This window comes from Nocardioides pacificus, from assembly GCF_054775955.1.
Genome location: NZ_BAAHCI010000011.1, coordinates 394739 through 416842 on the forward strand (window position 1 = coordinate 394739; position 22104 = coordinate 416842).

The window sequence follows — 22104 nt, forward strand, 5'->3', positions numbered from 1 at the left end:
TCAGAGGACCGCGCCGTCGTCCCAGGGATCCTGGCGCTGCCGGGGCATGTGCACGACGAGATAGGCGAACCCGCCGACGAACCCCACGACCAGCAGGTAGGCCAGCCACTGGGGCAGGGAGATGCCGGCGATCAGACAGACGAGGAGCAGGGCAGGGCTCCCCAGCAGGCCCACCCACGACACGAGTCGGGGGAGCGGCACGTGCGGGAGAGGTGGCGGCGGGGGCGGCACGAAGGAGTCGTCGTCGGCGTACCCGCTCTCCAGCATGTCGCGGCGACTGCGACCCTCGTCGGTCTCGGCGCTCTCCGCGGGGAAGTCTCCCGGGCCGGCCGTGACCAGGTCCTGGGTTTCCTCCGCCTCGGGGCCGGTGTCGGCCTCGGCGTCGGGATCGGGCTCCGCGGTGGGGGAGGTGTCGACCTCTGCGCGATCGCCGTAGTTCTCCACGATCGCGCGCCAGGCGTCATCCTCGCTCTGCCGGTTCACATCGTCGACTTTACGCCCACGACCCCAGCCCCCGGCCCCAGCTGGCGGGGGAGCCGGCGGGGGAGTCGTCAGCCGGTGACACGTGCGATGAAGGCGGCCGACTCCTCGAAGATCACCGGCGCGTCGTTGTCCAGCGTGGCGACGTGGAAGCTGTCATGCAGCAGCCGCTCGGTGACGTCCCGCGAAGACACCTTCGCCGCGATCATGCCGGCCGAGGACGGGTCCACGACGTGGTCCTCGACGGAGCGGAAGAGCAGGATCGGCGCGGTCACCTTCGCCAGGTCCGACTGCAGCGGCTTCCAGGCCCGGATCATCGTGTGCAGGGCCTTGAGCGGAGTCCGGGCGTAGCCGTGCTCGTCGCCGCCCGGCTTCTTGATGTCGTTGCCGATGCCGGGCATGGAGGCGAGGACGTGCTTGAGGACCGGCACAGCGGCCAGCTGCTTGTTGGTGCTCGTGACGGCGGCGTTGACGAGCATCACCCCGGCGACGTCGGCGCTGCGGTCGGCGCTCAGACGCAGCACCAGGGCGCCGCCCATCGACAGCCCGCCGACCACCACCGCGTCGTTCGCGGCGAGCAGAGCGTCGAAGACCCGCGAGATCTCGCCGTACCAGTCGTTCCAGGTGGTGCGGTTCATCTCCTGCCAGCTGGTGCCGTGCCCGGGCAGACGGGGCACCTCGACGGCATAGCCGCGGGCGGCCAGGGCCTCGCCCCAGGGGCGCATCGAGGCTGGTGAGCCGGTGAACCCGTGGCTGAGCAGGACACCGATGCGGCGGCCTCCGGTGAGCTCGGGACGGGCGGGCGCGGAGTACGGCAGCGCCAGGGGATCGATCGCCATGCGCGGCATTGTGCCCCACCGGGCCGGAGAGGGTCTAAAGTGCCCACGACGGTGGTCGCTGAGGCCGCTCGTCGCTCGTGGCGAGGAGGTTCGACGGTGCTGTACTGGTTCTTGAAGTGGGTGGCACTCGGGCCCCTGATGCGGGTGATCTTCCGGCCGGTGACCGAGGGCGCGGAGAACGTCCCCCCCGCCGGGGCGGCGATCATGGCCAGCAACCACCTGTCGTACTCCGACTGGCTGTTCATGCCGCTCACGCTCACCCGGCGCGTCACGTTCGTGGCCAAGGCCGAGTACTTCACCGCGCCCGGCATCAAGGGGCGCCTGCAGAAGGCGTTCTTCGGCGGCTCGGGGCAGGTGCCGATCGACCGGTCCGGCGGTGGCGCCGCGGAGGGTGCCATCCTCGCCGCGAAGCGGGTCCTCGCCGACGGCGACCTGTTCGGCATCTATCCCGAGGGCACCCGCTCCCACGACGGGCGGCTCTACCGCGGCAAGGTCGGGGTGGCCCGGCTGGCCCTCGAGACCGGCGTCCCCGTCATCCCCGTGGCCGTGGTCGGCACCGACGTGATCGCCCCTCCGGGCAAGAAGTTCGGCGCGATCATCCGGCCCACCGTGCGCTTCGGCAAGCCGCTGGACTTCTCGCGCTACGAGGGCCTCGAGAACGACCGCTACGTGCTGCGCTCGATCACCGACGAGATCATGTACGAGATCATGCGGCTCTCCGGCCAGGAGTACGTCGACATGTATGCCACCAAGGCCAAGGAGCTCGCCAAGGACCAGGCCCGTCGCGGCGAGGCCGACGCGGCGGCGGAGAAGAAGGCGTCCTGATCCGGGAGCGCTCACAGGGAGCCGTCGTGTGGCGAGAGTCCGCGGCCCTGGCGGTCGAGGACCGGATGTTCCGGGCCCTTGCCGTCCTCCGGGTGGTCGTGCTCGCCAACGCCGTCGGGCTGAACCTGTGGCGCTTCGAAAACTTCCAGCATCCCGTGGCCGGAGCGTTGGTGGTCGCGGCGATGGTGGTGTGGACGGCCGTCGCGATCTGGGCGTACGACGCGCCGCGGCGCCGCGTCCCCTGGCTGCTGCTGGTCGACCTGTCGCTCGCGATGGCGGCGCTCGCCGCCTCTCCGCTGCTCAAGGGTGACGGCTTCCGGGCCACGGTGCCGGGCTTCTGGGTGGCGGGCGCGCTCTTCGCCTGGGCCGTCCACTGGCGTTGGCGCGGAGGTCTGGCGGCGGGGGTGGGACTGTCGGTCGTCGACCTGGCGGCCCGCTCGGAGATCACCCAGACCAACTACGGACATGTGTTCCTGCTGCTCATCGGCGGCCCGATCGTGGGCTACCTCTGCGGCTCGCTGCAGGAGATGGCTGTGGAGCGCGATCGGGCCGAGCGTGCCGCCGCGGCTGCGGCGGAGCGCGCCCGGCTGGCCCGCGCCGTCCACGACGGCGTGCTGCAGGTGCTGGCCCTGGTCCAGCGCCGCGGCACCGAGCTCGGGGGGACGGGCGCCGAGCTGGGTCGGCTCGCGGGCGAGCAGGAGCAGGCGCTGCGGGTGATGATCCGCCAGCAGGACTCCGTCCCGGACACGAGCCGGCCCGACGACCGCACGGACCTCGTGGCGGCGCTGGAGCAGCTCGGGACCCGGCACCCGCCCCGCACGGTCGTCTCCGGACCGGGCACACCAGTGGCCCTGCCCCGGCAGGCGGCCGACGACCTCGTTGCCGTCGTCGCGGCCTGCCTGGACAACGTGGCCCGCCACGTCGGCGACGACGCGCCGGCGTGGGTCCTGCTCGAGGATCTCGGAGACCGCGTGGTGGTGACGGTGCGCGACGAGGGCCCGGGCATCCCTCCGGGACGGCTCGAGCAAGCGGCCGACGAGGGGCGCCTGGGTGTCAGCGGGTCGATCCTGGGCAGGATCACCGACCTCGGCGGCACCGCCGAGCTCGCCACGGGCGCCTTCGGGACCGAGTGGGAGCTCACGCTGCCCCGCCCCGACGCCACCGAGGAGGACGTATGAGCTCATCAGACCCCTACTGGCAGGCCCCTCCGGGACCGCCGTACCCGGCCTCGCCCTACCCGGCCCCGCCCTACCCGGCACCGCCCGCCCCCGCCTCCAGCACCGCCGTGGCGGCGATGGTGCTGGGCATCCTCGGCATCGTCGCGATCGGCCCGCTGGGCTCGATCCCGGCGATCATCCTCGGGCGCAGCGCCCAGCGGGAGATCCGGGCCTCGGGGGGACGGCTGGGTGGTGAGGGGCTGGCGTCCGCCGGCTACGTGATGGGCATCATCGGCACGGTGATCTTCGTGCTGGCGCTGCTGTTCGTCGTGCTCGTCTTCGGGTTCGTCGGCATCTCGTTCCTGAGCGTCCTCGCGACGATGGGGTCGGCCGGCGCGTGACCATCCACAGCGAGCACCCCTTCCTCGGACCCGAGTCGCAGCGAGAGCCCAGCAGGCGCCTGCGCGGGCGTCTCGGTGGCGTCGTCACCCTCTGGACGGCCGGCGACGCCGACGCGGGCCGGGCCGGGCTCACCGTCTCGTCGCTGATGGTGGCCGGCGGCGAGCCGGGCGCCGTGCTGGCGCTGGTCGACCCCGACTCGGACCTGCTCGACGTGCTGGAGTCGACCGGCCGTGCGGTCGTCGCCCTGCTCCGCTGGCCCCATCGCGACCTGGCCGAGATCTTCGCGGGCACCGCGCCCGCTCCTGGTGGGATGTTCGTCCAGGCCGACTTCACACCGACCGAGTGGGGGCCGCTGCTCAGCTCCGCCACCACCTGGGCCGGCGTGCGGCTGGTGGACACGACCGAGGTCGGCTGGTCGACGCTGGTGACGTGTGCGATCGAGCAGGTGACGATCGGCGACGACCCCGACCCGCTCGTGCACCGGCGGGGGCGCTACCAGCGCCCGCCCGCCGACCCAGCAGCCGAGAAGCCTGCAGCCGAGAAGCCAGCAGCCGAGAAGAGGGACTGATGGACGTGACCGACGCTCGTGCGGACGGATCGGCGATCCGGGTGATGGTGGTCGACGACCACCCGATGTGGCGCGACGCGGTGGAGCGCGACCTGCTGGCCGCAGGCCTGGACGTCGTCGCAGTGGCCGCCAACGGCCACGAGGCGATCGCGCGCTTCCCGGCAGCCCGGCCCGGCGTCGTCGTCCTGGACCTGCAGATCCCGGGCCCGAACGGCGTCGAGGTCACCGGCGAGATCCTGCGCCACGACCCGTCCGCGCGGGTGCTGATCCTCTCGGCCTCCGGCGAGCAGGCCGACGTCCTGGCCGCGGTGAAGGCAGGCGCCACGGGCTACCTCGTGAAGTCCGCCTCCCGCGAGGAGCTGCTCGACGCCGTACGACGCGTGGCCGCGGGCGACACGGTGTTCACGCCCGGCCTGGCGGGGCTGGTGCTGGGAGAGTTCCGCCGACTCGCCGACGGCCCGGCCGACCCCGACCCGAACGCCCCTCAGCTGACCGAGCGCGAGACCGAGGTGCTCAAGATGGTCGCGAAGGGGATGAGCTACAAGCAGATCGCCGATCGGCTGGTGCTCTCGCACCGCACGGTCCAGAACCACGTCCAGAACACGCTGCGCAAGCTGCAGATGCACAACCGTGTCGAGCTCACCCGCTGGGCGATCGAGCAGGGGCTCGACGGCGACGAGGAATGAGCGCTCCCCGAGACGCCGGGACGCCCGGGATGCCGCCATGGCGCCTGGCCGCCTCGGACGACGCGTGGGCGTTGACCGAGCTCGAGCGCAGCGCCAACCTCGCCTCGTTGGGGCACGTCTTCCCACCTGAGGAGCACCCCTACCCGCTCGACGACGTGCTGGCCCGCTGGACGCTGATCCTGGAGGAGCCCGGAGCGGTCGTCGAGGTGCTGGGCCGGGAGGCGCGCCTGGTCGCGGCGACGGCGTACGACGCGTCGTCGCTGCGGATCCTGGCCGTGCACCCGGACTCCTGGGGTCTCGGGCTGGGCCGGGCGGGCGTGGAGCGGGCGATGCGCGCCATCGCCGTCGGCGGAGCGGGCCGGGCCCTCCTGTGGTGCCTGGTCGAGAACCAGCGGGCGCGGGGCCTCTATGAGCACCTCGGCTGGGCGCCGACCGGCGAGCGGCGGCCGGCGCCGTGGCCGCCGTACCCGGTCGAGATGGAGTACGCCGTCGAGCTGTGAGGCCCCAATCAGTGGGGGAGCCAGCGGGGGAGTCGGCGGGGGAATCGGTGGGGGAGTCAGCCCCGGGCCGGGTGCGGCTTCCCACCACCGGGGGAGGCATCGACGAGGTCGTGGGTGACGCCGTAGCGGCCCCGCAGGCGCGCCTCCTGCTTCTCCCGGAAGGCCAGGCCCCGCCGGGTCCGTATCTCACGCAGGCGGGCGCTGCGGTCCAGCGCGCCGTTGACGGCCGCGAGCACCGGGCCCGCGACCCGCACGACGTGCTTGAGGCGGGTGTCGGGGATGGCCAGCTCGTCGGCGATCGGGTCGCCGATGAAGACGCGTTCGAGCGCGTGCACCACGGGAGGGGCCACTCGCCGCAGGACGGCCGGGCGGGCCGGGAGCAGCTCCTCGATCTCGGGGATCAGGAACTCGGTGTTGATGCTGCCGACCAGGCGCCGGCAGTAGTCGTCGACCTTCGGCCGGGTGAGCAGGTAGAGCTCCTCGAGCGCCTCCTGGTCGGCCTGGTCCTTAGGCAGCAGGGCCTCGTCGATGCCCATCAGGTGGCCGACGTAGCGCCAGCCCTCGTAGTAGGACGCGACCTCGTGGGGCAGGTAGGGCGCGCCGATCGCGCGCATGCCGCGCACCGGGATCAGGCAGAACTCGATGAGGGTGTAGGCGAGGTAGGCCTGGCAGATCGGCACGCCCCAGGCGGCCTCGTCCCACTCCGGCGCGCTGCGCAGGTGGTGGCGGACCAGGGCGTGGATGATCCGGACACGCACGGTGAGCTCGAAGCCGGCCCCGTGGCGGCGCAGGCCGCCCTTGCGGTTGGTCTCGACGAGCCAGGAGCCGACCTCAATCGTCCGCACGCCCGCGCTCTCGATGTAGCGACCGGTCATCTCCAGCGGGCGCGACGCGGCGGAGTTGGCGTAGCCGGACACGAGGGACGCGGCGCCGAGCACGATGCCCGCCTGGCGGGTGTAGCGCGCCGTCTGGGCGTTGCCGGCCTCGATGCGGTCGAGGTCGACCCACTCCGGCACGTCGTCGAGCTGGGCGAACAACGCTCGCAGCGAGTCGGGGGCGTCGGCGACCGCCCCGATGCCCTCGCGACAGGCCGTGCGGAGCATCCGCATCGCCCGGCCATGGCCGAGCCGGGCGAAGTCGGCGACGAACGCGTCCGCCAGCGGGTCGCCGTCCCACATCCCGGCGAAGTACGCCGCGGCACGGTCGCCGTGGCGACGCTCCGCCTCGGCGCGGTTGCGCACGCTGGTCGGCACCTCGGGACGATCAACGATGACAGTCATACTGTCAGGGTAGTGTCCCGCGTGCTGCACGTCACGTGCCCCACGTCATGCCCCACGCTATGTCTCAGCGCACCGCCGTCCCCGTGGACGGCCGCGCCTATGCTCACCGACGTGACCGCCGATGCGCCCGACACCGATGCTCTGCTGGTGGTGGCGGACGCGCTCTATGCCCTCCCGCTCCCCGAGTTCACGCCTGCGCGCGACGCCCGTGCGAAGGAGCTCAAAGCGGAGGACAAGGAGCTCGCCGCTCGGGTGAAGGGGCTGCGCAAGCCCTCGACCGCCGCTTGGGTGGTCAACCTGCTGGTGCGTCGCGAGGCCGACGAGGTCGCCCAGGTCGTCGCCGTCGGCGAGGCGTTGCGCCAGGCCCAGGCCGACCTCGACGCCGCCCAGCTGCGCGAGCTCACCAAGCAGCGACGGATGCTGACGGCCGCCGTCACGACCCGGGCCCGGCGGCTGGCGCGCGAGGAGGGGCACAAGGTCACCGAGGCCGTGGCCGAGCAGGTCGAGGCCACGCTGACCGCTGCCATGATCGACGAGGGCTGCGCCCGCGCCGTGCGCAGCGGCCTGCTCGTGAGCGCGCTCGCCGCCACCGGCGTCGGGGAGGTCGAGCTGGCGGACGCCGTCGCACTCCCGGACGCGCTGGGCTTGGAGGCCACCCGCCGCGAGGGAGCCGACGACCAGGCACCTGCGGCCCCGCGGCCCGAGCTGCGCGTCGTACCGGACCCGGATGCGGAGCTGAAGGCGCGCCGGGCGGCAGACGAGCGGCTCGCCGCCGCGGAGGAATCGCTGGCGGAGGCCGAGAGCGCGCTGGCCTCGGCGGCCTCGGAGGTGGAGGAGCTCGAGGCTCGGGGCCTGCAGATCAGCGCCGAGCTCGAGGAGCTGCGCCGGCGCCTCGACGAGCTCGAGACGCGCGCCGAGGAGGTCGAGGAGGAGCTCGCCGACGCCGAGGACGTGCGTGCCGAGGCCGAGGAGGTGGCCGCGCAGGCGCGCCGCGAGCGGGACGCGTCGCAGGCCGGCCGCGACGCACTCGGCTGAGCGGATCCTCCTACTCGGCGGACCAGACGCCGACCCCGAGCCCGGCCAGGTAGGCGGCGCCCAGGGCGGCGGCGTCGGCCTCGGCAGGCGAGTCGGGCGCCGCCCGGCCGTCGTGCTGACGGCGGAGCCGCTCACCTGCGCGCACCGCCTCCGGCTCAGCTGCGAGCCCCGCGATCGGCAGGGCCAGACCGGCGAACACGCGCGGCTCGGTGGTCGCGATCCTGCCCCGGCTCGGGACCAGCTCCGGCAGCGCCTCCGGGGGTACGCCGAAGAGGACGCACAGCTCGTCGGACCAGTTGCCGCTCGTCCGGTCGAGGAGCAGGGTCCCGCTCGCCTGGGAGCGGTCCGTGAGGTGCCAGGTGCCCCGTGTCATCCGGGCGACGAGGTAGGAGTCGACGGTGCCCACGGCGTAGCGCTCCGCCTCGACCAGGGCCCACGTGTGGGGCTCGTGGGCGGCCAGCCAGGCCAGACGGGGACCGGCGGCACGCGCGTTCAGCGGCCGGCCGCTCAGCTCGAGGATCCGGGTCTCGTGCCCGGCGGCGCCCAGCTGCGTGCAGACCGCGTCCGCCCGCTGGTCCTCAGGTCCGAAGGCCGGGCGTGGCGAGGACAGGGTCTCGCGGTCCCAGACCAAGAGGGTGTCGCGCCGTGCGGTGATCCCGACCGCGCGCAGGTCGTCGCCGCCGTACGTCGTGAGGGCGTCCCGGGTGGCCGCGAGGACGGCCCTCCAGATCTCCTCGGGCCGGTGCTCCACCCAGCCGGGCGCCGGCGTCTGCTCGGCGACCTCGTGCACCCCACGGCCCGCGACGGTGCCGTCCGCCGCGACGACGAGGGCCGTGACCCCGGCCGTGCCGACGTGCAGGGCGAGCACGCTCATCCGGGCGTGCCCGACCCCTCAGCCGACCCCTCGGCCGCGCGCTCGCGCAGGATCGCGAGGACCCGCCGGTCGATCCAGGACCCGGTGGGCGCCACCCGCATCTCGAAGTTCTCCGTGCCGACCCACTCGTGCAGGTCCTCGTGGCCGAGCGCGCGCACCAGGGTGTCGATCTCGGCGTCCAGCTCGGGGGTGACCGCGACCTTCTCCTCCTCGCTCGAGGCGGTCAGGAACAGGTCGTTGAGGTCGAGCAGGCGGAGCAGCTCGGTGCAGGGGGCGCGGTGGTCGTCGACGCGGAGGTCGACCGCGACGTCGTCGAGCCCGCCGTACCCCGCCTCCTCACGTACGACGAGCAGCGCCGCCGCCTGCCGACCGCGCTTGTCGCCGCCGGCCTCGTCACCGGCCACGAGCGCCGCCATCAGCCGTCGGGCCAGAGGCGCGTCGGCGTCGCTGGCCTCGAAGGCGTCCCGCATCGCCTCGACGACCTCGGGGCCGGTGAGGATGTTGCCCTGGATCGCGTAGCCGTCGCCGACGACGCCGCCGGCCCAGTCGTAGCAGTTGGCGCCGGTGTGGGACGCGGCCTGGCCCTCGAGATCGACGATCCCCACCTGCCGGTCCTCGCGCTGCTCGTCCTCCTCGAGCAGGCGCTGCAGCGCCACCGACGCCGTGGCGCCGTCGTCGAGGTGGGAGAGGGCGAGGCCCTTGTAGGCGACGTTGGCGTGGGCCTGCGTCGCGATCGCGCCGACCCCGGCGACGGCGGCCGGGACCGCGCTGCCGACGGCCAGGAACTTGGAGGCGACGGCCACCCCCCAGGACTCACCGTCGGCGGAGCGGGCCACGATCGAGAAGGTCATGGGCGTCAGGCTAGTTGCTCGGGCCCGGTCGCCCCGGGTTGGCCGCGGGTCGACGGGGTAGGACCTCGGCGTGCTCAACGACATCGCTGCCTTCACCCGGTGGTCCTCGTTCCTGCAGACCCTGGGACCGGGCGTGGCCCTCGGCGGCAGCTATGCGGGCCTGATCGGTGATCCGGCGGCCTTCCCGCTGCTGATCACCGGCCTCGTGCTCATCATCGCCTGGGGAGTCGGGGTCTCGCTGGTGGGACGCTCGCGCGAGCGTCGCGTGGTCGAGGAGACCGTGCGCGGCAGCGACGAGATCGTCGCCGGCGCCGTCGTGCCGACCCCCGCCATCGGGCGGGTGGTGCGGCGGCGGATCGCGAGCAGCGCCCCCGCCTACTCCGCAGGTGCCCCCCGACAGCCCGGTCCCGCGGCGATGGTCGTGATCGAGGCGGTGGGGGACGGGCCGCCACGTCGGGTCGCGGTCCTGGTCCCCGCCTGGGTCGGCCTGCACCTGCGGGGGCAGTTCGCGGACCTCTGGCTGCATCCCCTGCGCCGGGAGGTCGCCGTCCTCGACACCGCCGTCTCACCGGGCCGACTGGAGCAGATCGCGCGCGACCCGCGCTGGGGGGCGAGCCCCACCATCACCGACCGGTCCGTCGTCGGCGGCTGGCTGCCGGTGTTCGGCGTCGCGCTCGCGGGGCTGCTGGTGGGGGTCGGCTCGGCAATTCTCGTGACACTGGTCCTGTGACCCACGTTCGATGGTCCTGCCGCTTCCAGTCGGTGACGTGGCAGTGTGGTCGATGACGTGAGAACCGACGATGGAAGAGGAGTGACGATGCGCGTAGGTGTGCTGACCGGAGGCGGGGACTGCCCCGGTCTGAACGCGGTCATCCGGGCCGTGGTCCGCAAGGGCGAGAAGGTCCACGGGTTCGAGTTCGTGGGCTACCGCAACGGCTGGGCGGGACCGCTCGAGGGCCTGACCATGCCGCTCGCGATCGAGACCACGCACGGGATCCTCCCTCGAGGCGGCACCATCCTGGGCTCCTCGCGGACCAACCCCTTCAAGATCGACGGCGGCGTCGAGAGGATCAAGGACAACCTCGCGGCCGACGGCGTCGATGCCCTCGTCGCGATCGGCGGTGAGGACACGCTGGGCGTGGCCACCAAGCTGGCCGAGCTCGGCGTCAACGTCGTGGGCGTGCCCAAGACCATCGACAACGACCTGTCCGGCACCGACTTCACGTTCGGCTTCGACACGGCCGTCAACATCGCCACCGAGGCCATCGACCGTCTCCACACCACGGCCGAGTCGCACAAGCGCGCGCTCGTCGTCGAGGTGATGGGGCGTCACGCCGGCTGGATCGCGCTGCACTCCGGCATCGCCGGCGGGGCGGCCATCGTGCTGATCCCCGAGCAGCCCTTCGACATCGACGACGTGTGTGCCCACGTCGAGACCCGCTTCGAGGAGGAGTTCGCCCCCATCATCGTGGTCTCCGAGGGCGCCACGCCCACCGGCGGCGAGATGGCGCTGCAGACCGGCGAGCTCGACGCGTTCGGCCACGTCCGCCTCGGCGGCATCGGCGAGCGTCTGGCCCAGGAGATCGAGAAGCGCACCGGCAAGGAGGCGCGCTCGGTCGTGCTCGGCCACATCCAGCGCGGTGGCACACCCACCGCGTTCGACCGCTGGCTGGCCACCCGCCTGGGCCTCGAGGCCGCCGACGCTGTGGCCGACGGCGACTACGGCAAGATGATGGCGCTGCACGGCACGAAGATCACCCGCGTCGCGCTGGCCGAGGGCACCGGCGAGCTCAAGCTCGTCCAGCCCGACGACTACGCGGCGGCCGAGGTCTTCTTCGGCTGACCCCCCGCAGACCCACCGCGCCCGCTGACGTCGTACCCCGCAGACCGGGGTACGACGTCAGCCGGCCGCGATCTCCCGGAACCGCGCCGAGCGCGCGACGTAGTCGGTGAACTCGTCGAAGCTCGTGGCACCGGGGGAGAGCAGCACGACCTCGGCCGGGTTCTGCTCGGAGTGGGCCCATCGCGCGGCCGCCTCGAGCCCGGAGAAGCCGAGGATCAGGGGCAGCCCTCTCCGCTCCTCCCGGTCGCTCAGGACCGCCTCGGCGCTCTCGAGGAAGCGCTCCCCGGCGGCCCCGATGCACAGCACCGTCAGCGGCCCCGAGCGCGCGAGCAGGTGGTCCAGCAGCGGCGAGAAGTCGAGGCCGCGGTCCTGCCCGCCGAAGACCAGCGCGACGTGCGTGTCCGGCCACGAGCCGAGCGCCGCCACGACCGCCTCGGGTGCGGTGGCGAGCCCGTCGTCGACCCAGAGGCGCCCGTCCGTGGACGGCACCGTCTCGAGCCGGTGCGCCAGGGGCTGGAACGACGTCAGCAGAGCGAGTGCCTCGCCCTCGCGGCCCGCCGGGACCAGCCCCAGCTCGACGACCAGCAGCAGCGCCATCGCCGCGTTGGCCGCGTTGTGGCGCCCCGGCAGGGGCAGCTCGTCCGGCTCCAGCCGGCCCACGCCGGGCCACACCAGCGAGCCGTCGGGGGAGACATGGGGGCGACCGGGACCGGTCAGCACGACCCGGCTGCCGGGACCGGCGTGGTCGGCCACCAGGGCGCACAGGCGATCGTCGTCGCCGTTGCTCACGACGACCTCGGGACCGAAGTCCAGCAGGTGCAGCTTGTCGGCGTAGTACTGCTCGACCGAGCCGTGCCACGGCAGGTGCTCGGGGAAGAGCGACGTCACCAGCGCGGCCCGAGGCGAGACCGACAGCGACTGCGCCTGATAGCTCGACACCTCGACGACGGCCCAGACAGGTGACGGGGGAGCGTCCAGCACCGGTACACCGATGTTGCCGACCAGCGCGCTGGGCACGCCCAGGCCGCCGAGCAGGTGATGGAGCAGGCTCGACGTGGTGCTCTTGCCCTTGGTGCCGGTGACCGCGATCGTGCGCTCGTGGTTGTCGCTGAGCCAGAGGTCGAGCATGCTCGTGATTCCCACGCCGGCGGCGCTCAGTCGCCGGTAGCGGTCGGAGGCGGCCGGGATGCCCGGTGACTTCACTACGACGTCCGCCGCCTCCAGCGCGCGCGCCGCCTCGTCGCCGTACAGCACCGGCAGCGCCGGCTCCACGTCGTACGTCGTGGGGGTGCTGTCGGGAAGGGCGATGACGGCGTCGATCCCGAGCGAGACCAGGTGCCGCTCGACGGCGCGGCCCTCGGTGCCGTAGCCCCAGACGACGACCCGGCGCCCGGCCAGGTCAGAGAACCGCACGGGCGGCCTTCTCCAGCTCTCCCGAGAGGAAGTGGTGGGTCGAGAAGGAGAAGACCTCGGCCATCTCCGCCTCGCTCACCGTCACGTCCCGAAGCTCGGGGAGGGCCAGGGTCGGGTGGTCGCGCCACTCGGGGTGCTCGCGGAGCAGGGTCAGCGCGGCCCGGCACTCGAGCGGCTCGCCCACGCACTCGAACGGCTTGTGGCCGTCACCGACGGCGAGCAGGTCGAGGAAGCCGGGCAGCTGTGCGGGGTCGGCCAGCATGTCGGTGCCGAAGATCGCCAGCAGCGCGTCGCGGGAGAGGTACGGCGCCAGCGTCAGGAAGACGAAGCGGCACTTGTCGCAGTCGGCGCACCACGAGCGGCGCTTGGACTCGTCGAGGTGGAAGGAGCGGTTGCAGCTGGTGAACACCGGGTGATAGGCGGTGAGCGTCGCGAAGCGGCGCATGATCGCCAGCTCCGAGAGCGGCCGGAGGAACGACACGTAGTCCACCGGCGCGCCGAGCTCGGCCAGGGTGTCGCGCAGCATCCCCTCGAAGGCGAGCCCCTTGGACCACTGGTGGTTGACCTCGAAGCCCTGCCAGGTGAGGTTGCCGTAGGACGACGACGCCTCGTTGGAGAAGACGACGACGTCGAGGCCCGCCCGCAGCGCGGTCAGGCAGCCGATCACCGAGTTCATCGCGGTCACGGGCACGTGGCCGTTGTGCGCGCCCGCCGCGTTCCATTCGTGCAGGAGCGGGTCGAGCCGTCGCGAGGCGGTCAGCAGGGGCAGGCCGGCGGCCTCGGCGGTCCGGGTGATCGGGGCATAGGTGTTGACGGAGAACAGGTGCACGTCGAGGGGGAGCGCGCGCAGCGACTCGATCGTGACGATGGAGTCCTTGCCGCCGCCGACGGCGACCAGGGCGCCGGCCGGCTCGTCGCGTCGTACCGCCGGGCTGTCCAGCGTGGGGCCGTCCAGCGTGGGCGCCTCGATCCGGGGCGTCAGGGCGCCGGGCAGCTGGTTGCGATAGGCGAACTCGCCGAGCCCTTTGAGCAGCGTCTCGGCGAGGAGCGCACGCTCGGACGCGGTGAGTCCCGAGGGCACCTCGACGGTGGCCGGGACGGTCGTCTTGTAGTAGCTGAGCCCCGCCACCAGCCACAGTCGCCGGGCGAGGTCACGGAAGAGCCCCTCGTCGACCTCGGGGGCCAACGGTCCGGGCAGCGTGACGACCTCGACGAAGTCGGCCGAGTCCGTGCCATCGGTGATCCGGTAGTGGAGCTCGACGCGGGAGAGGTCCGCGGAGATCACCAGATCCTGGTGGACGAACCGCAGGGCGGAGGCTGGAGCCTTCAGGAGTTGCTGCACTCGGGCCAGTATAGGTCCGCCGAAGATGGGAACGCTGCGGTGACGGGGTGACAGGCCCCGAGACGAGCCCCGAGACGAGGGCCGACGACGGGAGCGATGCGATGGACCCGATGACGAAGGTGAACGAGGACGCCCCCGGGCCGGGGGATCAGGAGTCCGACGAGCTCACCCGGGCGATGGGGCCCAAGCTCCTGCTGCTGTTCATCGTCGGTGACGTCCTCGGGGCGGGTGTCTATGCCGTCACCGGTGAGATGGCCGGCATCGTGGGCGGGGTCGTGTGGCTCCCGTTCCTGGTGGCCTTCGTGGTGGCGACGCTGACGGCGCTGTCCTACCTCGAGCTGGTCACGAAGTATCCCCAGGCCGCAGGCGCCGCGCTGTACGCCCACAAGGCGTTCGGGCTGCACTTCGTCACGTTCCTGGTCGCCTTCGCGGTCATCTGCTCGGGCATCACCAGTGCCTCGACGTCCTCCAACGTGCTGGCCCAGAACCTCATCGGCGGACTGGAGGGTGTGGGCATCGAGTCCGGCCTCGACGCCGAGGGAGCCGGCGCCACGATGGTGGCGATGGCGTTCATGGTGCTCCTCGCCCTGATCAACCTGCGCGGCGTCGGCGAGTCGGTGAAGTTCAACGTCGTCCTCACGCTCGTGGAGATGACGGCGCTCGCCATCGTGATCGGCGTCGGGATCTGGGCGATGACGAAGGGCGACGGCGACCTCAGCCGGATCACGATGTTCGAGTCGCCCGAGGACAAGGGCATGTTCCTCGCAGTGACGGCGGCGACCTCCGTGGCGTTCTTCGCGATGGTGGGCTTCGAGGACTCGGTCAACATGGTCGAGGAGACGCGCGAGCCGGAGCGGATCTTCCCCCGGATGATGCTCACCGGCCTCGGGATCGCGGTCGTCTTCTACATGCTCGTGGCGGTGGCGGTCGTCGCGGTGCTCACCCCCGGTGAGCTGGCCACCATCAACGAGTCCGAGGGACGGGCACTGCTGGAAGTGGTGAGCAAGGGAGCCCCGGACTTCCCGATCGACAAGGTCTTCCCGTTCCTCGCGGTCTTCGCCGTCGCCAACACGGCCCTGATCAACATGCTGATGGCGAGCCGCCTGCTCTACGGCATGGCCCGTCAGGACGTGCTGCCGCGCTCACTGGGCCGCATCTCGCGCCGCTCGCGCGCGCCGTACGTCGCCATCGTCTTCAGCACGCTGCTCGCGCTCGCCCTGATCTGGTACGTCTCCGCCGACCCCGAGAGCACGGTCGTCAGCAGCCTGGCCGGCACCACCTCGCTGCTGCTGCTCGGGGTGTTCACGGTCGTCAACGTGTCCTGCGTGGTGCTGCGCCGCGAGGACCCGGAGACCACCGGGTCGTTCACCTCGCCCGGCCCCACCCCGCTGCTGGCCGGCCTGCTGTGCCTCTTCCTGATCGGGCCCTGGGTCGACCGGGACGCGATCGAGTACCAGATCGCCGCCGTGCTGATCGGGATCGGCGTCGTGCTGTGGCTGCTCACCTGGCTGATGAACCGCGGGGTGCGCGCGCAGAAGACCGGCTTCCGCGACATCGACCATCTCGAGCAGTAGGAGCCGCGTAGGCCCGGGTGTCCGCGCCAGAGCGGACGATTCGGGTGGCGCTGCGAGGCCGCGTAAACTTCCCTGGTGACCTTCCCCGACCTCGCGGACCTGCACGCTCTCGGCCCGGCCCAGCAGCCGAGCTACCCCGACCCCGTCGCCGTCGACGCCGCGGTCGCCAAGCTGCGCACCTATCCTCCGCTGGTGTTCGCGGGGGAGTGCGACGACCTGACCGAGAAGATCGCCGCCGTCACCCGCGGTGAGGCGTTCCTGCTCCAGGGCGGGGACTGCGCCGAGACGTTCGCCGGCGTGACCGCCGACAACGTGCGCAACAAGCTGCGCGTGCTGCTGCAGATGGCCGTCGTCCTCACCTACGCCGCGTCCGTCCCCGTGGTGAAGGTCGGCCGGCTCGCGGGGCAGTACGCCAAGCCCCGCTCCTCGGACAACGAGACCCGCAACGGCGTGACGCTCCCGGCCTACCGCGGCGACGCGGTCAACGGGTTCGAGTTCACCCCCGAGCAGCGGATCCCCGACCCGCAGCGCCTCGTCGACGTCTACCACGCCTCCGCGGCCACGCTGAACCTCGTGCGCGCCTTCGTCACCGGCGGCTACGCCGACCTGCGTCAGGTGCACACCTGGAACACCGACTTCGTCCGCGAGTCGCCCGCCGGCCAGCGCTACGAGGCGATCGCCAACGAGATCGAGCGCGCGCTCAACTTCATCCAGGCCATCGGCGCCGACCCGGCCGAGTTCCACCGCGTCGACTTCCACTCCAGCCACGAGGCGCTGCTGCTGGAGTACGAGCACGCGATGACCCGCATCGACTCGCGCACCCACGAGCCGTACGACGTGTCGGGGCACTTCGTGTGGATCGGCGAGCGCACCCGGCAGCTCGACGGCGCGCACGTCGAGATGCTCAGCAAGATCAAGAACCCGATCGGCGTGAAGCTCGGGCCCACCACGACCGCCGACGACGCGATCGCGCTGGCTGCCAAGCTCAACCCCGACAACATCCCGGGCCGGCTGACGTTCATCACCCGCTTCGGCGCGGGCAAGATCCGCGAGGGTCTGCCGCCGCTGATCGAGAAGGTGACCGCGGCGGGGATCCAGGTCGCCTGGGTCTGCGACCCGATGCACGGCAACACCTTCGAGGCGAGCTCGGGCTACAAGACCCGTCGCTTCGAGGACGTCATCGAGGAGGTCCAGGGCTTCTTCGACGTGCACCGCTCGCTCGGCACCTGGCCCGGCGGCATCCACGTCGAGCTGACCGGTGACGACGTCACCGAGTGCGTCGGCGGCGGCGAGGACCTGCTCGAGATGGACCTCGGCAACCGCTACGAGTCGGTCTGCGACCCGCGTCTCAACCGCGTGCAGTCCCTCGAGCTGGCGTTCCTGGTCGCCGAGATGCTGCGTGCCGCCGGGCCGCGCACGGTCTGAGCGCGGCACCCGTGGCTGACGTCGTCGACCTGCGCTCCGACACGCTCACCCGCCCGACCGAGGAGATGCGCCAGGCGATGGCGCGCGCCGAGGTCGGCGACGACGTGTATGGCGAGGACCCCACCGTTCGCGCGCTCGAGGAGCGAGTGGCGGGGCTCTTCGGCCACGAGGCGGCGTTGTTCACACCGACCGGCTCGATGGCCAACGTGCTGGCCGTGCGCACCGTGGTGGGGGTGGGCCAGGAGGTGCTCTGCGAGTCCTCGGCCCACATCGCGCGGGCCGAGCTCGGTGCCCACGCGGCGTACACGGGGCTGACGATGCGGACCTGGACGGCCGACCGGGGACAGATCGACCTGCTGGCCTTGCGCAAGCTCTTCGCGCCCGACATGGGCCCGTTCTTCGTGCCGACCGCAGCGGTCGCCGTGGAGAACACCCACAACTTCGCCGGCGGTGCCGTCCTGCCGATCGCCGACCTGCAGGCCCTGCGCGCCTGGGCCGACGAGGTCGGCACCCGCATCCACATGGACGGCGCCCGGATCTGGAACGCCCACGTCGCCACCGGCACCCCGCTCGCGTCGTACGGCGCGGTGGCCGACGTGATGGCGGTGTGCCTGTCCAAGGGGCTCGGAGCGCCGATCGGGTCGTTGGTCGTGGGGAGCGCCGAGGCGATCGCGGAGTCGAGGGTGTGGCGCAAGCGGATGGGCGGAGGGATGCGGCAGGTCGGCATCCTCGCTGCCGCCGGGCTGCACGCTCTGGACCACCACCTCGAGCGGCTGGCCGACGACCACGCCCACGCTCGGCTGCTCGCCGAGGCCTGCGATGTCGACCCGGCGAGTGTCGACACCAACATCGTGGTCGTGGAGCGCTCCTCCGCTGCGGACGCCACCGCGTTGATCGCGGCGGCCGCTGCGGAGGGGGTTCGCCTCGCTGCCGTGGGACCGACGACCGTGCGCCTCGTGACGCACCTGGGCGTGAGCCGCGACGACGCCGAGCGCGCCGCCGCGCTGCTCGCCCGACTGGTGTGAGGCTCGACGAACGCGCTGGACTCGCCGTCCGGCGCGCGGGGGAGGCCGACTGGGAGCAGGTCCGGGCCCTTCGCCTCGCTGCGCTGGCGGACGCACCGACCGCCTTCGAGTCGACGTTCGAGCACGAGAGCCAGTACGACGAGACCGACTGGCGCGCGTGGTGCCAAGGCACGGCGACGTTCCTCGCTCTCTGGGAGGGGGTCCCGATCGGCCTCTCTGCCGGGATGAGCGGGAACAGTCCGGACGAGCGCCTCCTCGTCGCGGTATGGCTCGACCCGGCTCATCGTGGGACGGGGGCCTCGGCGGAGCTCCTCGCCGCCGTGCGAGTCTGGGCCCTGGACGACGGCGCGAGCAGGCTGACGCTGTGGGTGACACGGATCAACCGTCCCGCCGCCCAGCTCTACCGGCGATCCGGATTCGCCGAGTCGGGCGCCAGCAAGCCTCTCCCGAGCAACCCCGCCCTCATCGAGGACCAGCTGGTCCTCGACCTGCGGTAGCCGACGGTCAGGCCAGCCGGCGCGCGATCGTCTCGGCCTCGGCCATCGAGCCCACCTCGACCATCTGGAAGCCGCGGGTCTCGCTGTTGTCCTGCCAGCCCTTGTTGGCGAGGTCGGCGACAGCGCTGCGGGGGACGACCGTGACGAAGCCGCGCACGGCGGTGCGCTCCATCTTCGGGACGAACTCCTGCCCGATCCAGCGGTTCATCTCCGCCGAGTAGGCCCCCACCGCCTCCTGCGAGTCGACGATGACGGTGTGCAGCGAGTGCTTCTGGATGAGCTCGAGCTGCTTGCCCAGCGCGGGCTTCACTGCCGAGTCGTCGTAGCGGAGCCAGCGCACCACGACCGCGTTCAGATCGGCGACGTGGGTGACGCTGACGGCGCCCTCCACCTCCAGGGCGACACCGCCGCGCGGGCCGGTCTCGTGGGTCACGACCTCGCGGGCGGGCAGCCGGAACCGGCCGGCGATGGCCCCGAGGTCGCTGGAGAGCCCGCTCAGCTCGCGAGCGGCGTCGCGCGCGTGGGAGAGCTGCTCGAGGGCGTCGGCGGTGGACGTGGCGACCGCGCCCACGGTGGTCGCGATGTCGAGGGACCCGGCCGCTGCCTCCGCGAGGCTGCGGCTCATCTCCGAGGTGGTCGCCGTCTGCTCCTCGACAGCGCTGGAGATCGTGGTCTGGTAGTCGGCGAAGCGCTCGATCACCTGACGGGTCCGCTCGATGGCAGCCACGGCACTGCGGCTGCCGGTCTGCAGCACCTGCACGCGCTCGGTGATGTCCTCGGTGGCGCGCGCCGTCTCCTGGGCCAGCTGCTTGACCTCGGTCGCGACGACGGCGAAGCCCTTGCCGGACTCCCCGGCGCGCGCTGCCTCGATGGTCGCGTTGAGCGCCAGCAGGTTGGTCTGCTCGGCGATCGTGGTGATCAGCCGGACGACGTTGCCGATCTCCTCGCTGGCCGCGCCCAGCTCGCCCATGACGTCGGAGGTCTCGGCGACCATGGCGACCGCCTCCTGGGCGACCGCAACGGAGTCGTGGACGTTGCGGGCGATCTCAGTCACCGAGTCGCGGAGCTCGCCGGCGCCGGTCGAGACCACGGTGACGCTGTGGGAGACGGCGTCCGCCGCGGAGCTGACCGCCGCGGCCCGGGTCGAGGTGTCGGCGAAGGTGGTGCCCATGCTCTCGGTCGCGGCCGCCACGGCCTCGGCGGTGCCGTTGAGCGAGGCTGAGGAGTCGACCACGTCGCGCATGGCCTCGCGGGTGCGGGCACCGGCGGCAGCCAAGGCGGTGCCGATCGGGTGCTCCGGACCGGCCGGGAGGGTGAGGTCGCCGCGAGCCATGCCGGCGACGACCGTGGAGATGCTGGCCAGCGGCCCCATGATCCGCTGGTGCACCGTCCACGCCGCGAACGCGGTCGCCCCCACGGACAGTCCGAGCAGTGCCCAAGCGCCGGCTCCGCTGGCGAAGAACACACCCACAGCGGCTTGCAGGAGCAGGTTGACGGTGAGCAGCGGTACGACGTACGCACTGCTTCCTGCGCCGATCTCCGGCAGGGTGGCCGCCTCGATCTGGGGACGGGTGGTCGACGGGTTCGCCGAGTCGTACGCCATGGGACTCCCTCGTGGAGGTCCGGCGTCGATGCCGGGCCTGGGCCGCCCCTATCGGACAGCGAGAGGGTGATCTGAGGACAACGACCTGCCGGTCCGTACCAGTCCCCTGCTGATCGCCCAGGGCACGCCCGTCGCCTTCGGTGGTCGAGCAGGTTGCGCCCGTCGCCATCGGTGGTCGAGCAGGTTGCGCAGCAACCGACGTCGAGACCCGCCCGGCCAGGGCGCGCGCGGCACTCGTTGATCGAGCAGGGCGCGCGCGGCACTCGTTGATCGAGCAGGGCGCGCGCGGCACTCGTTGATCGAGCAGGGCGCGCTAGCGCCCGACGTCGAGATCCCCGCACTGACGCTATTCGCGGCGTGGTCGGTGCCGAACCCAGTCAGGTGGCTGGGCCGGTGGTCGGTCGGGGTCTCGGGGTCGCCGTCGCGGCGGCGCCTGGAACTCGGGCAGCCCGTCGCTGGGGTTGAGCCTGACTTCCCACGGTGTGTGGTGGATGGTGCGGTGGTGGTGTCCGCACAGCAGCACCATGTTGTCCAGCGATGTGGGGCCGCCGTCGGTCCAGTGGGTGATGTGGTGGGCGTGGCACATCACCGGGGGCCGGGTGCAGGCGGGGAACGCGCAGTGGTGGTCGCGTACGACGAGGGCTCGCCACAGGGCGGGGGTGACCAGGCGGTGGGTCCGGCCGACGTCGAGCTGTTCGCTCGGACCCCCGAGGGCGATCGGGATGATGTCGGCATCACAGGCCAGCCTGCGTGCGGTGGCCGCGGACATCGTGAGTCCTTCGTCGGTGACCCCGAGTCCGGCAGCGAGGTCCGCGGCGAGCCCGGTGGAGTGTGCGGTTTGGTCGAGTCCGAGCAGCGGCCAGTCGATCCCACCCTCCAGGGTGACGGGTGCGTGCCGGTCGAGGTGGCCGGTCAATGCCCGGTAGTCGATGGTGACGGTGACCCGGGGCCTTGCGCCATGGCACTCGGGGGCCTGGTCGGTGTCCAGGCCGTGTTGTGCGTTCTGGATGAGTGCGTCCCAGAGTCGGGCGCCGTGGTCGCGGGGATCGATCACCTCACCGCTACACCCCTCATCGCCGGTGCCGGAGCTGTTCTCTTCGCCGGTGTCGAGCGCGGGTTGGGGCTTGGTGAGTGGCAGGAGCGCTGCTTTGAGGATGGCGGCGTCCTCGACTGATCCGCGTCCTTTGAGGCGGACGCCGCCGGCGCCGTCGTCGATGATGGACAGGAACCGGTCGAGGTGGGCGGCGCGTTCCTCGCGGTCCAGGGCCTTCTCGAGGTCGCGTTCGGTGCGGTCGGGGTCGATGACGTGGATCAGGTGGCGGGCTGCTTTGGCGAGCTCGGAGGCATCCAGCACCCCAGCCTCGACCAACAACAGAGCCTCGGCTTCGGCGCGGAGCTGGGGGTTGGTGGGGAGCTGCTCGATCGCATCCACGATCACCGCAGCCTGCTCGGGCGACACGTCCCCACGACGTAGCGCTTCGAGGGTGGCGCGGCGCTCACCGCGCAACAGGCCGGCGTGGTCTACCGCCCGTTTGCCTTGGGCGCGGCGGAGGCCGGCGAGGTGGGTGAACCAGTCCCCGGTTGAGGCCCACGCCAGTTCGGTCTTCGCCGCGGCGCGTGCATGGACCTCGGCCAACAACTCGGCCTCGAGGGCAGCCACGTGGGCGCGCAGCGCCTCCAACGCGGCGACGCCTTCGAGGAGGTCATCGCACGGGCGGGTCGCCCACAGCACGGAGTCCAGCCCGGTCAGGGCACGGTCGGCCAGACCGACCATCCCGACGGCGCCACCGATGGCACCGGAGTCGGTGTCGTCGGGGCCGTTCGGGGTCGTCGCCATGCAGATCACTCAAACAGGTGCCACCGACAATGCACCCCGGTTTGACCT

General features: G+C 72.2%; 22 protein-coding genes. 13 read left to right on the top strand and 9 right to left on the bottom strand.

Annotation, left to right across the window (positions count from 1 at the left end):
• Together ACYU7L_RS15510 and ACYU7L_RS15515 are read right to left on the bottom strand one after the other, a co-directional pair.
• Window positions 1-483 carry a hypothetical protein gene (locus ACYU7L_RS15510; RefSeq protein WP_460798333.1) on the bottom strand — a complete coding sequence of 161 codons (483 nt, stop codon included), beginning with the start codon at window positions 481-483 and terminating at the stop codon, window positions 1-3.
• Between the two features lie 68 nt (window positions 484-551).
• Window positions 552-1319 carry an alpha/beta hydrolase gene (locus ACYU7L_RS15515; RefSeq protein WP_460798336.1) on the bottom strand — a complete coding sequence of 256 codons (768 nt, stop codon included), beginning with the start codon at window positions 1317-1319 and terminating at the stop codon, window positions 552-554.
• Between the two features lie 96 nt (window positions 1320-1415).
• On the opposite strand from ACYU7L_RS15515, the gene ACYU7L_RS15520 reads away from it, so the two are divergent.
• Genes ACYU7L_RS15520 through ACYU7L_RS15545 form a run of 6 tightly spaced genes read left to right on the top strand, consistent with a single transcriptional unit; the run spans window position 1416 to window position 5457 of the window.
• On the top strand, window positions 1416-2144 hold the full coding sequence (locus tag ACYU7L_RS15520; RefSeq protein ID WP_460798339.1) for a lysophospholipid acyltransferase family protein: 729 nt from the start codon (window positions 1416-1418) through the stop codon (window positions 2142-2144).
• Between the two features lie 26 nt (window positions 2145-2170).
• Window positions 2171-3322 (top strand): MacS family sensor histidine kinase, encoded by a 1152-nt coding sequence (macS, locus tag ACYU7L_RS15525; RefSeq protein WP_460798341.1) that lies wholly within the window; start codon window positions 2171-2173, stop codon window positions 3320-3322.
• The gene (locus tag ACYU7L_RS15530) at window positions 3319-3702 is read left to right on the top strand and encodes a DUF4190 domain-containing protein (protein WP_460798344.1); all 384 of its coding nucleotides are present in this window, start codon (window positions 3319-3321) and stop codon (window positions 3700-3702) included. Before macS ends, ACYU7L_RS15530 begins: the two co-directional genes overlap by 4 nt.
• Window positions 3699-4271, top strand: coding sequence for a flavin reductase family protein (locus ACYU7L_RS15535; RefSeq protein WP_460798346.1), 573 nt, complete (start codon window positions 3699-3701; stop codon window positions 4269-4271). The genes ACYU7L_RS15530 and ACYU7L_RS15535 overlap by 4 nt, the downstream gene beginning before the upstream one ends.
• Window positions 4271-4957: a response regulator gene (locus ACYU7L_RS15540; RefSeq protein ID WP_460798348.1), complete on the top strand. Its 687-nt coding sequence runs from the start codon at window positions 4271-4273 to the stop codon at window positions 4955-4957. The genes ACYU7L_RS15535 and ACYU7L_RS15540 overlap by 1 nt, the downstream gene beginning before the upstream one ends.
• Window positions 4954-5457 carry a GNAT family N-acetyltransferase gene (locus ACYU7L_RS15545; protein ID WP_460798350.1) on the top strand — a complete coding sequence of 168 codons (504 nt, stop codon included), beginning with the start codon at window positions 4954-4956 and terminating at the stop codon, window positions 5455-5457. Before ACYU7L_RS15540 ends, ACYU7L_RS15545 begins: the two co-directional genes overlap by 4 nt.
• Window positions 5458-5513: 56 nt before the next feature.
• On the opposite strand, the gene ACYU7L_RS15550 is transcribed toward ACYU7L_RS15545, so the two are convergent.
• Entirely contained in the window at window positions 5514-6737 is a 1224-nt protein-coding gene (locus ACYU7L_RS15550) for an oxygenase MpaB family protein (protein WP_460798353.1), read from the bottom strand.
• Window positions 6738-6848: 111 nt separating this feature from the next.
• Here ACYU7L_RS15550 and ACYU7L_RS15555 point away from each other — a divergent pair, with 111 nt between their 5' ends.
• Window positions 6849-7772, top strand: a complete 924-nt coding sequence (locus ACYU7L_RS15555; RefSeq protein WP_460798357.1) for a hypothetical protein — start codon at window positions 6849-6851, stop codon at window positions 7770-7772.
• 10 nt (window positions 7773-7782) lie between these two features.
• Here ACYU7L_RS15555 and ACYU7L_RS15560 read toward each other — a convergent pair whose 3' ends face one another.
• Both ACYU7L_RS15560 and ACYU7L_RS15565 read right to left on the bottom strand, forming a co-directional pair.
• Entirely contained in the window at window positions 7783-8646 is an 864-nt protein-coding gene (locus tag ACYU7L_RS15560; RefSeq protein ID WP_460798359.1) for an FGGY family carbohydrate kinase, read from the bottom strand.
• On the bottom strand, window positions 8643-9497 hold the full coding sequence (locus tag ACYU7L_RS15565; protein WP_460798361.1) for a DUF1028 domain-containing protein: 855 nt from the start codon (window positions 9495-9497) through the stop codon (window positions 8643-8645). The genes ACYU7L_RS15560 and ACYU7L_RS15565 overlap by 4 nt, the downstream gene beginning before the upstream one ends.
• Window positions 9498-9567: 70 nt before the next feature.
• Here ACYU7L_RS15565 and ACYU7L_RS15570 point away from each other — a divergent pair, with 70 nt between their 5' ends.
• Entirely contained in the window at window positions 9568-10227 is a 660-nt protein-coding gene (locus ACYU7L_RS15570) for a hypothetical protein (protein ID WP_460798363.1), read from the top strand.
• Window positions 10228-10314: 87 nt separating this feature from the next.
• Window positions 10315-11340: a 6-phosphofructokinase gene (locus tag ACYU7L_RS15575; RefSeq protein WP_460798365.1), complete on the top strand. Its 1026-nt coding sequence runs from the start codon at window positions 10315-10317 to the stop codon at window positions 11338-11340.
• A 57-nt stretch (window positions 11341-11397) separates the two neighbouring features.
• Here the strand turns inward: ACYU7L_RS15575 and murD are convergent, their stop codons facing one another.
• Entirely contained in the window at window positions 11398-12753 is a 1356-nt protein-coding gene (murD, locus tag ACYU7L_RS15580; RefSeq protein ID WP_460798367.1) for a UDP-N-acetylmuramoyl-L-alanine--D-glutamate ligase, read from the bottom strand.
• The gene (locus ACYU7L_RS15585) at window positions 12740-14095 is read right to left on the bottom strand and encodes a hypothetical protein (RefSeq protein ID WP_460798369.1); all 1356 of its coding nucleotides are present in this window, start codon (window positions 14093-14095) and stop codon (window positions 12740-12742) included. Before ACYU7L_RS15585 ends, murD begins: the two co-directional genes overlap by 14 nt.
• A 101-nt stretch (window positions 14096-14196) precedes the next feature.
• Here ACYU7L_RS15585 and ACYU7L_RS15590 point away from each other — a divergent pair, with 101 nt between their 5' ends.
• The 4 genes from ACYU7L_RS15590 to ACYU7L_RS15605 all read left to right on the top strand — a co-directional run bounded on the left by ACYU7L_RS15590 (window position 14197) and on the right by ACYU7L_RS15605 (window position 18616).
• Window positions 14197-15669 carry an APC family permease gene (locus tag ACYU7L_RS15590; RefSeq protein ID WP_460798371.1) on the top strand — a complete coding sequence of 491 codons (1473 nt, stop codon included), beginning with the start codon at window positions 14197-14199 and terminating at the stop codon, window positions 15667-15669.
• A 72-nt stretch (window positions 15670-15741) separates the two neighbouring features.
• Complete coding sequence (locus ACYU7L_RS15595; protein ID WP_460798834.1) at window positions 15742-17094, top strand: class II 3-deoxy-7-phosphoheptulonate synthase; 1353 nt, start codon at window positions 15742-15744, stop codon at window positions 17092-17094.
• An 11-nt stretch (window positions 17095-17105) separates the two neighbouring features.
• Entirely contained in the window at window positions 17106-18119 is a 1014-nt protein-coding gene (locus tag ACYU7L_RS15600) for a threonine aldolase family protein (protein ID WP_460798374.1), read from the top strand.
• Window positions 18116-18616, top strand: a complete 501-nt coding sequence (locus ACYU7L_RS15605) for a GNAT family N-acetyltransferase (RefSeq protein WP_460798377.1) — start codon at window positions 18116-18118, stop codon at window positions 18614-18616. Before ACYU7L_RS15600 ends, ACYU7L_RS15605 begins: the two co-directional genes overlap by 4 nt.
• Window positions 18617-18623: 7 nt before the next feature.
• On the opposite strand, the gene ACYU7L_RS15610 is transcribed toward ACYU7L_RS15605, so the two are convergent.
• Together ACYU7L_RS15610 and ACYU7L_RS15615 are read right to left on the bottom strand one after the other, a co-directional pair.
• A complete protein-coding gene (locus ACYU7L_RS15610; protein ID WP_460798379.1) occupies window positions 18624-20219 on the bottom strand; it encodes a methyl-accepting chemotaxis protein in 1596 nt (531 codons plus the stop codon).
• A gap of 346 nt (window positions 20220-20565) precedes the next feature.
• A complete protein-coding gene (locus ACYU7L_RS15615; protein ID WP_460798382.1) occupies window positions 20566-22056 on the bottom strand; it encodes an HNH endonuclease signature motif containing protein in 1491 nt (496 codons plus the stop codon).
• Between the last annotated feature and the right edge of the window lie 48 nt (window positions 22057-22104).

What these genes read in the sequence shown, in the direction of transcription:
- ACYU7L_RS15515 (WP_460798336.1), bottom strand. Translation starts at nt 1,319, where the DNA reads ATGGCGATCGATCCCCTGGCGCTGCCGTACTCCGCGCCCGCCCGTCCC.
- ACYU7L_RS15530 (WP_460798344.1), top strand. Translation starts at nt 3,319, where the DNA reads ATGAGCTCATCAGACCCCTACTGGCAGGCCCCTCCGGGACCGCCGTAC.
- ACYU7L_RS15540 (WP_460798348.1), top strand. Translation starts at nt 4,271, where the DNA reads ATGGACGTGACCGACGCTCGTGCGGACGGATCGGCGATCCGGGTGATG.
- ACYU7L_RS15545 (WP_460798350.1), top strand. Translation starts at nt 4,954, where the DNA reads ATGAGCGCTCCCCGAGACGCCGGGACGCCCGGGATGCCGCCATGGCGC.
- ACYU7L_RS15550 (WP_460798353.1), bottom strand. Translation starts at nt 6,737, where the DNA reads ATGACTGTCATCGTTGATCGTCCCGAGGTGCCGACCAGCGTGCGCAAC.
- ACYU7L_RS15560 (WP_460798359.1), bottom strand. Translation starts at nt 8,646, where the DNA reads ATGAGCGTGCTCGCCCTGCACGTCGGCACGGCCGGGGTCACGGCCCTC.
- ACYU7L_RS15565 (WP_460798361.1), bottom strand. Translation starts at nt 9,497, where the DNA reads ATGACCTTCTCGATCGTGGCCCGCTCCGCCGACGGTGAGTCCTGGGGG.
- ACYU7L_RS15575 (WP_460798365.1), top strand. Translation starts at nt 10,315, where the DNA reads ATGCGCGTAGGTGTGCTGACCGGAGGCGGGGACTGCCCCGGTCTGAAC.
- ACYU7L_RS15590 (WP_460798371.1), top strand. Translation starts at nt 14,197, where the DNA reads ATGGACCCGATGACGAAGGTGAACGAGGACGCCCCCGGGCCGGGGGAT.
- ACYU7L_RS15610 (WP_460798379.1), bottom strand. Translation starts at nt 20,219, where the DNA reads ATGGCGTACGACTCGGCGAACCCGTCGACCACCCGTCCCCAGATCGAG.
- ACYU7L_RS15615 (WP_460798382.1), bottom strand. Translation starts at nt 22,056, where the DNA reads ATGGCGACGACCCCGAACGGCCCCGACGACACCGACTCCGGTGCCATC.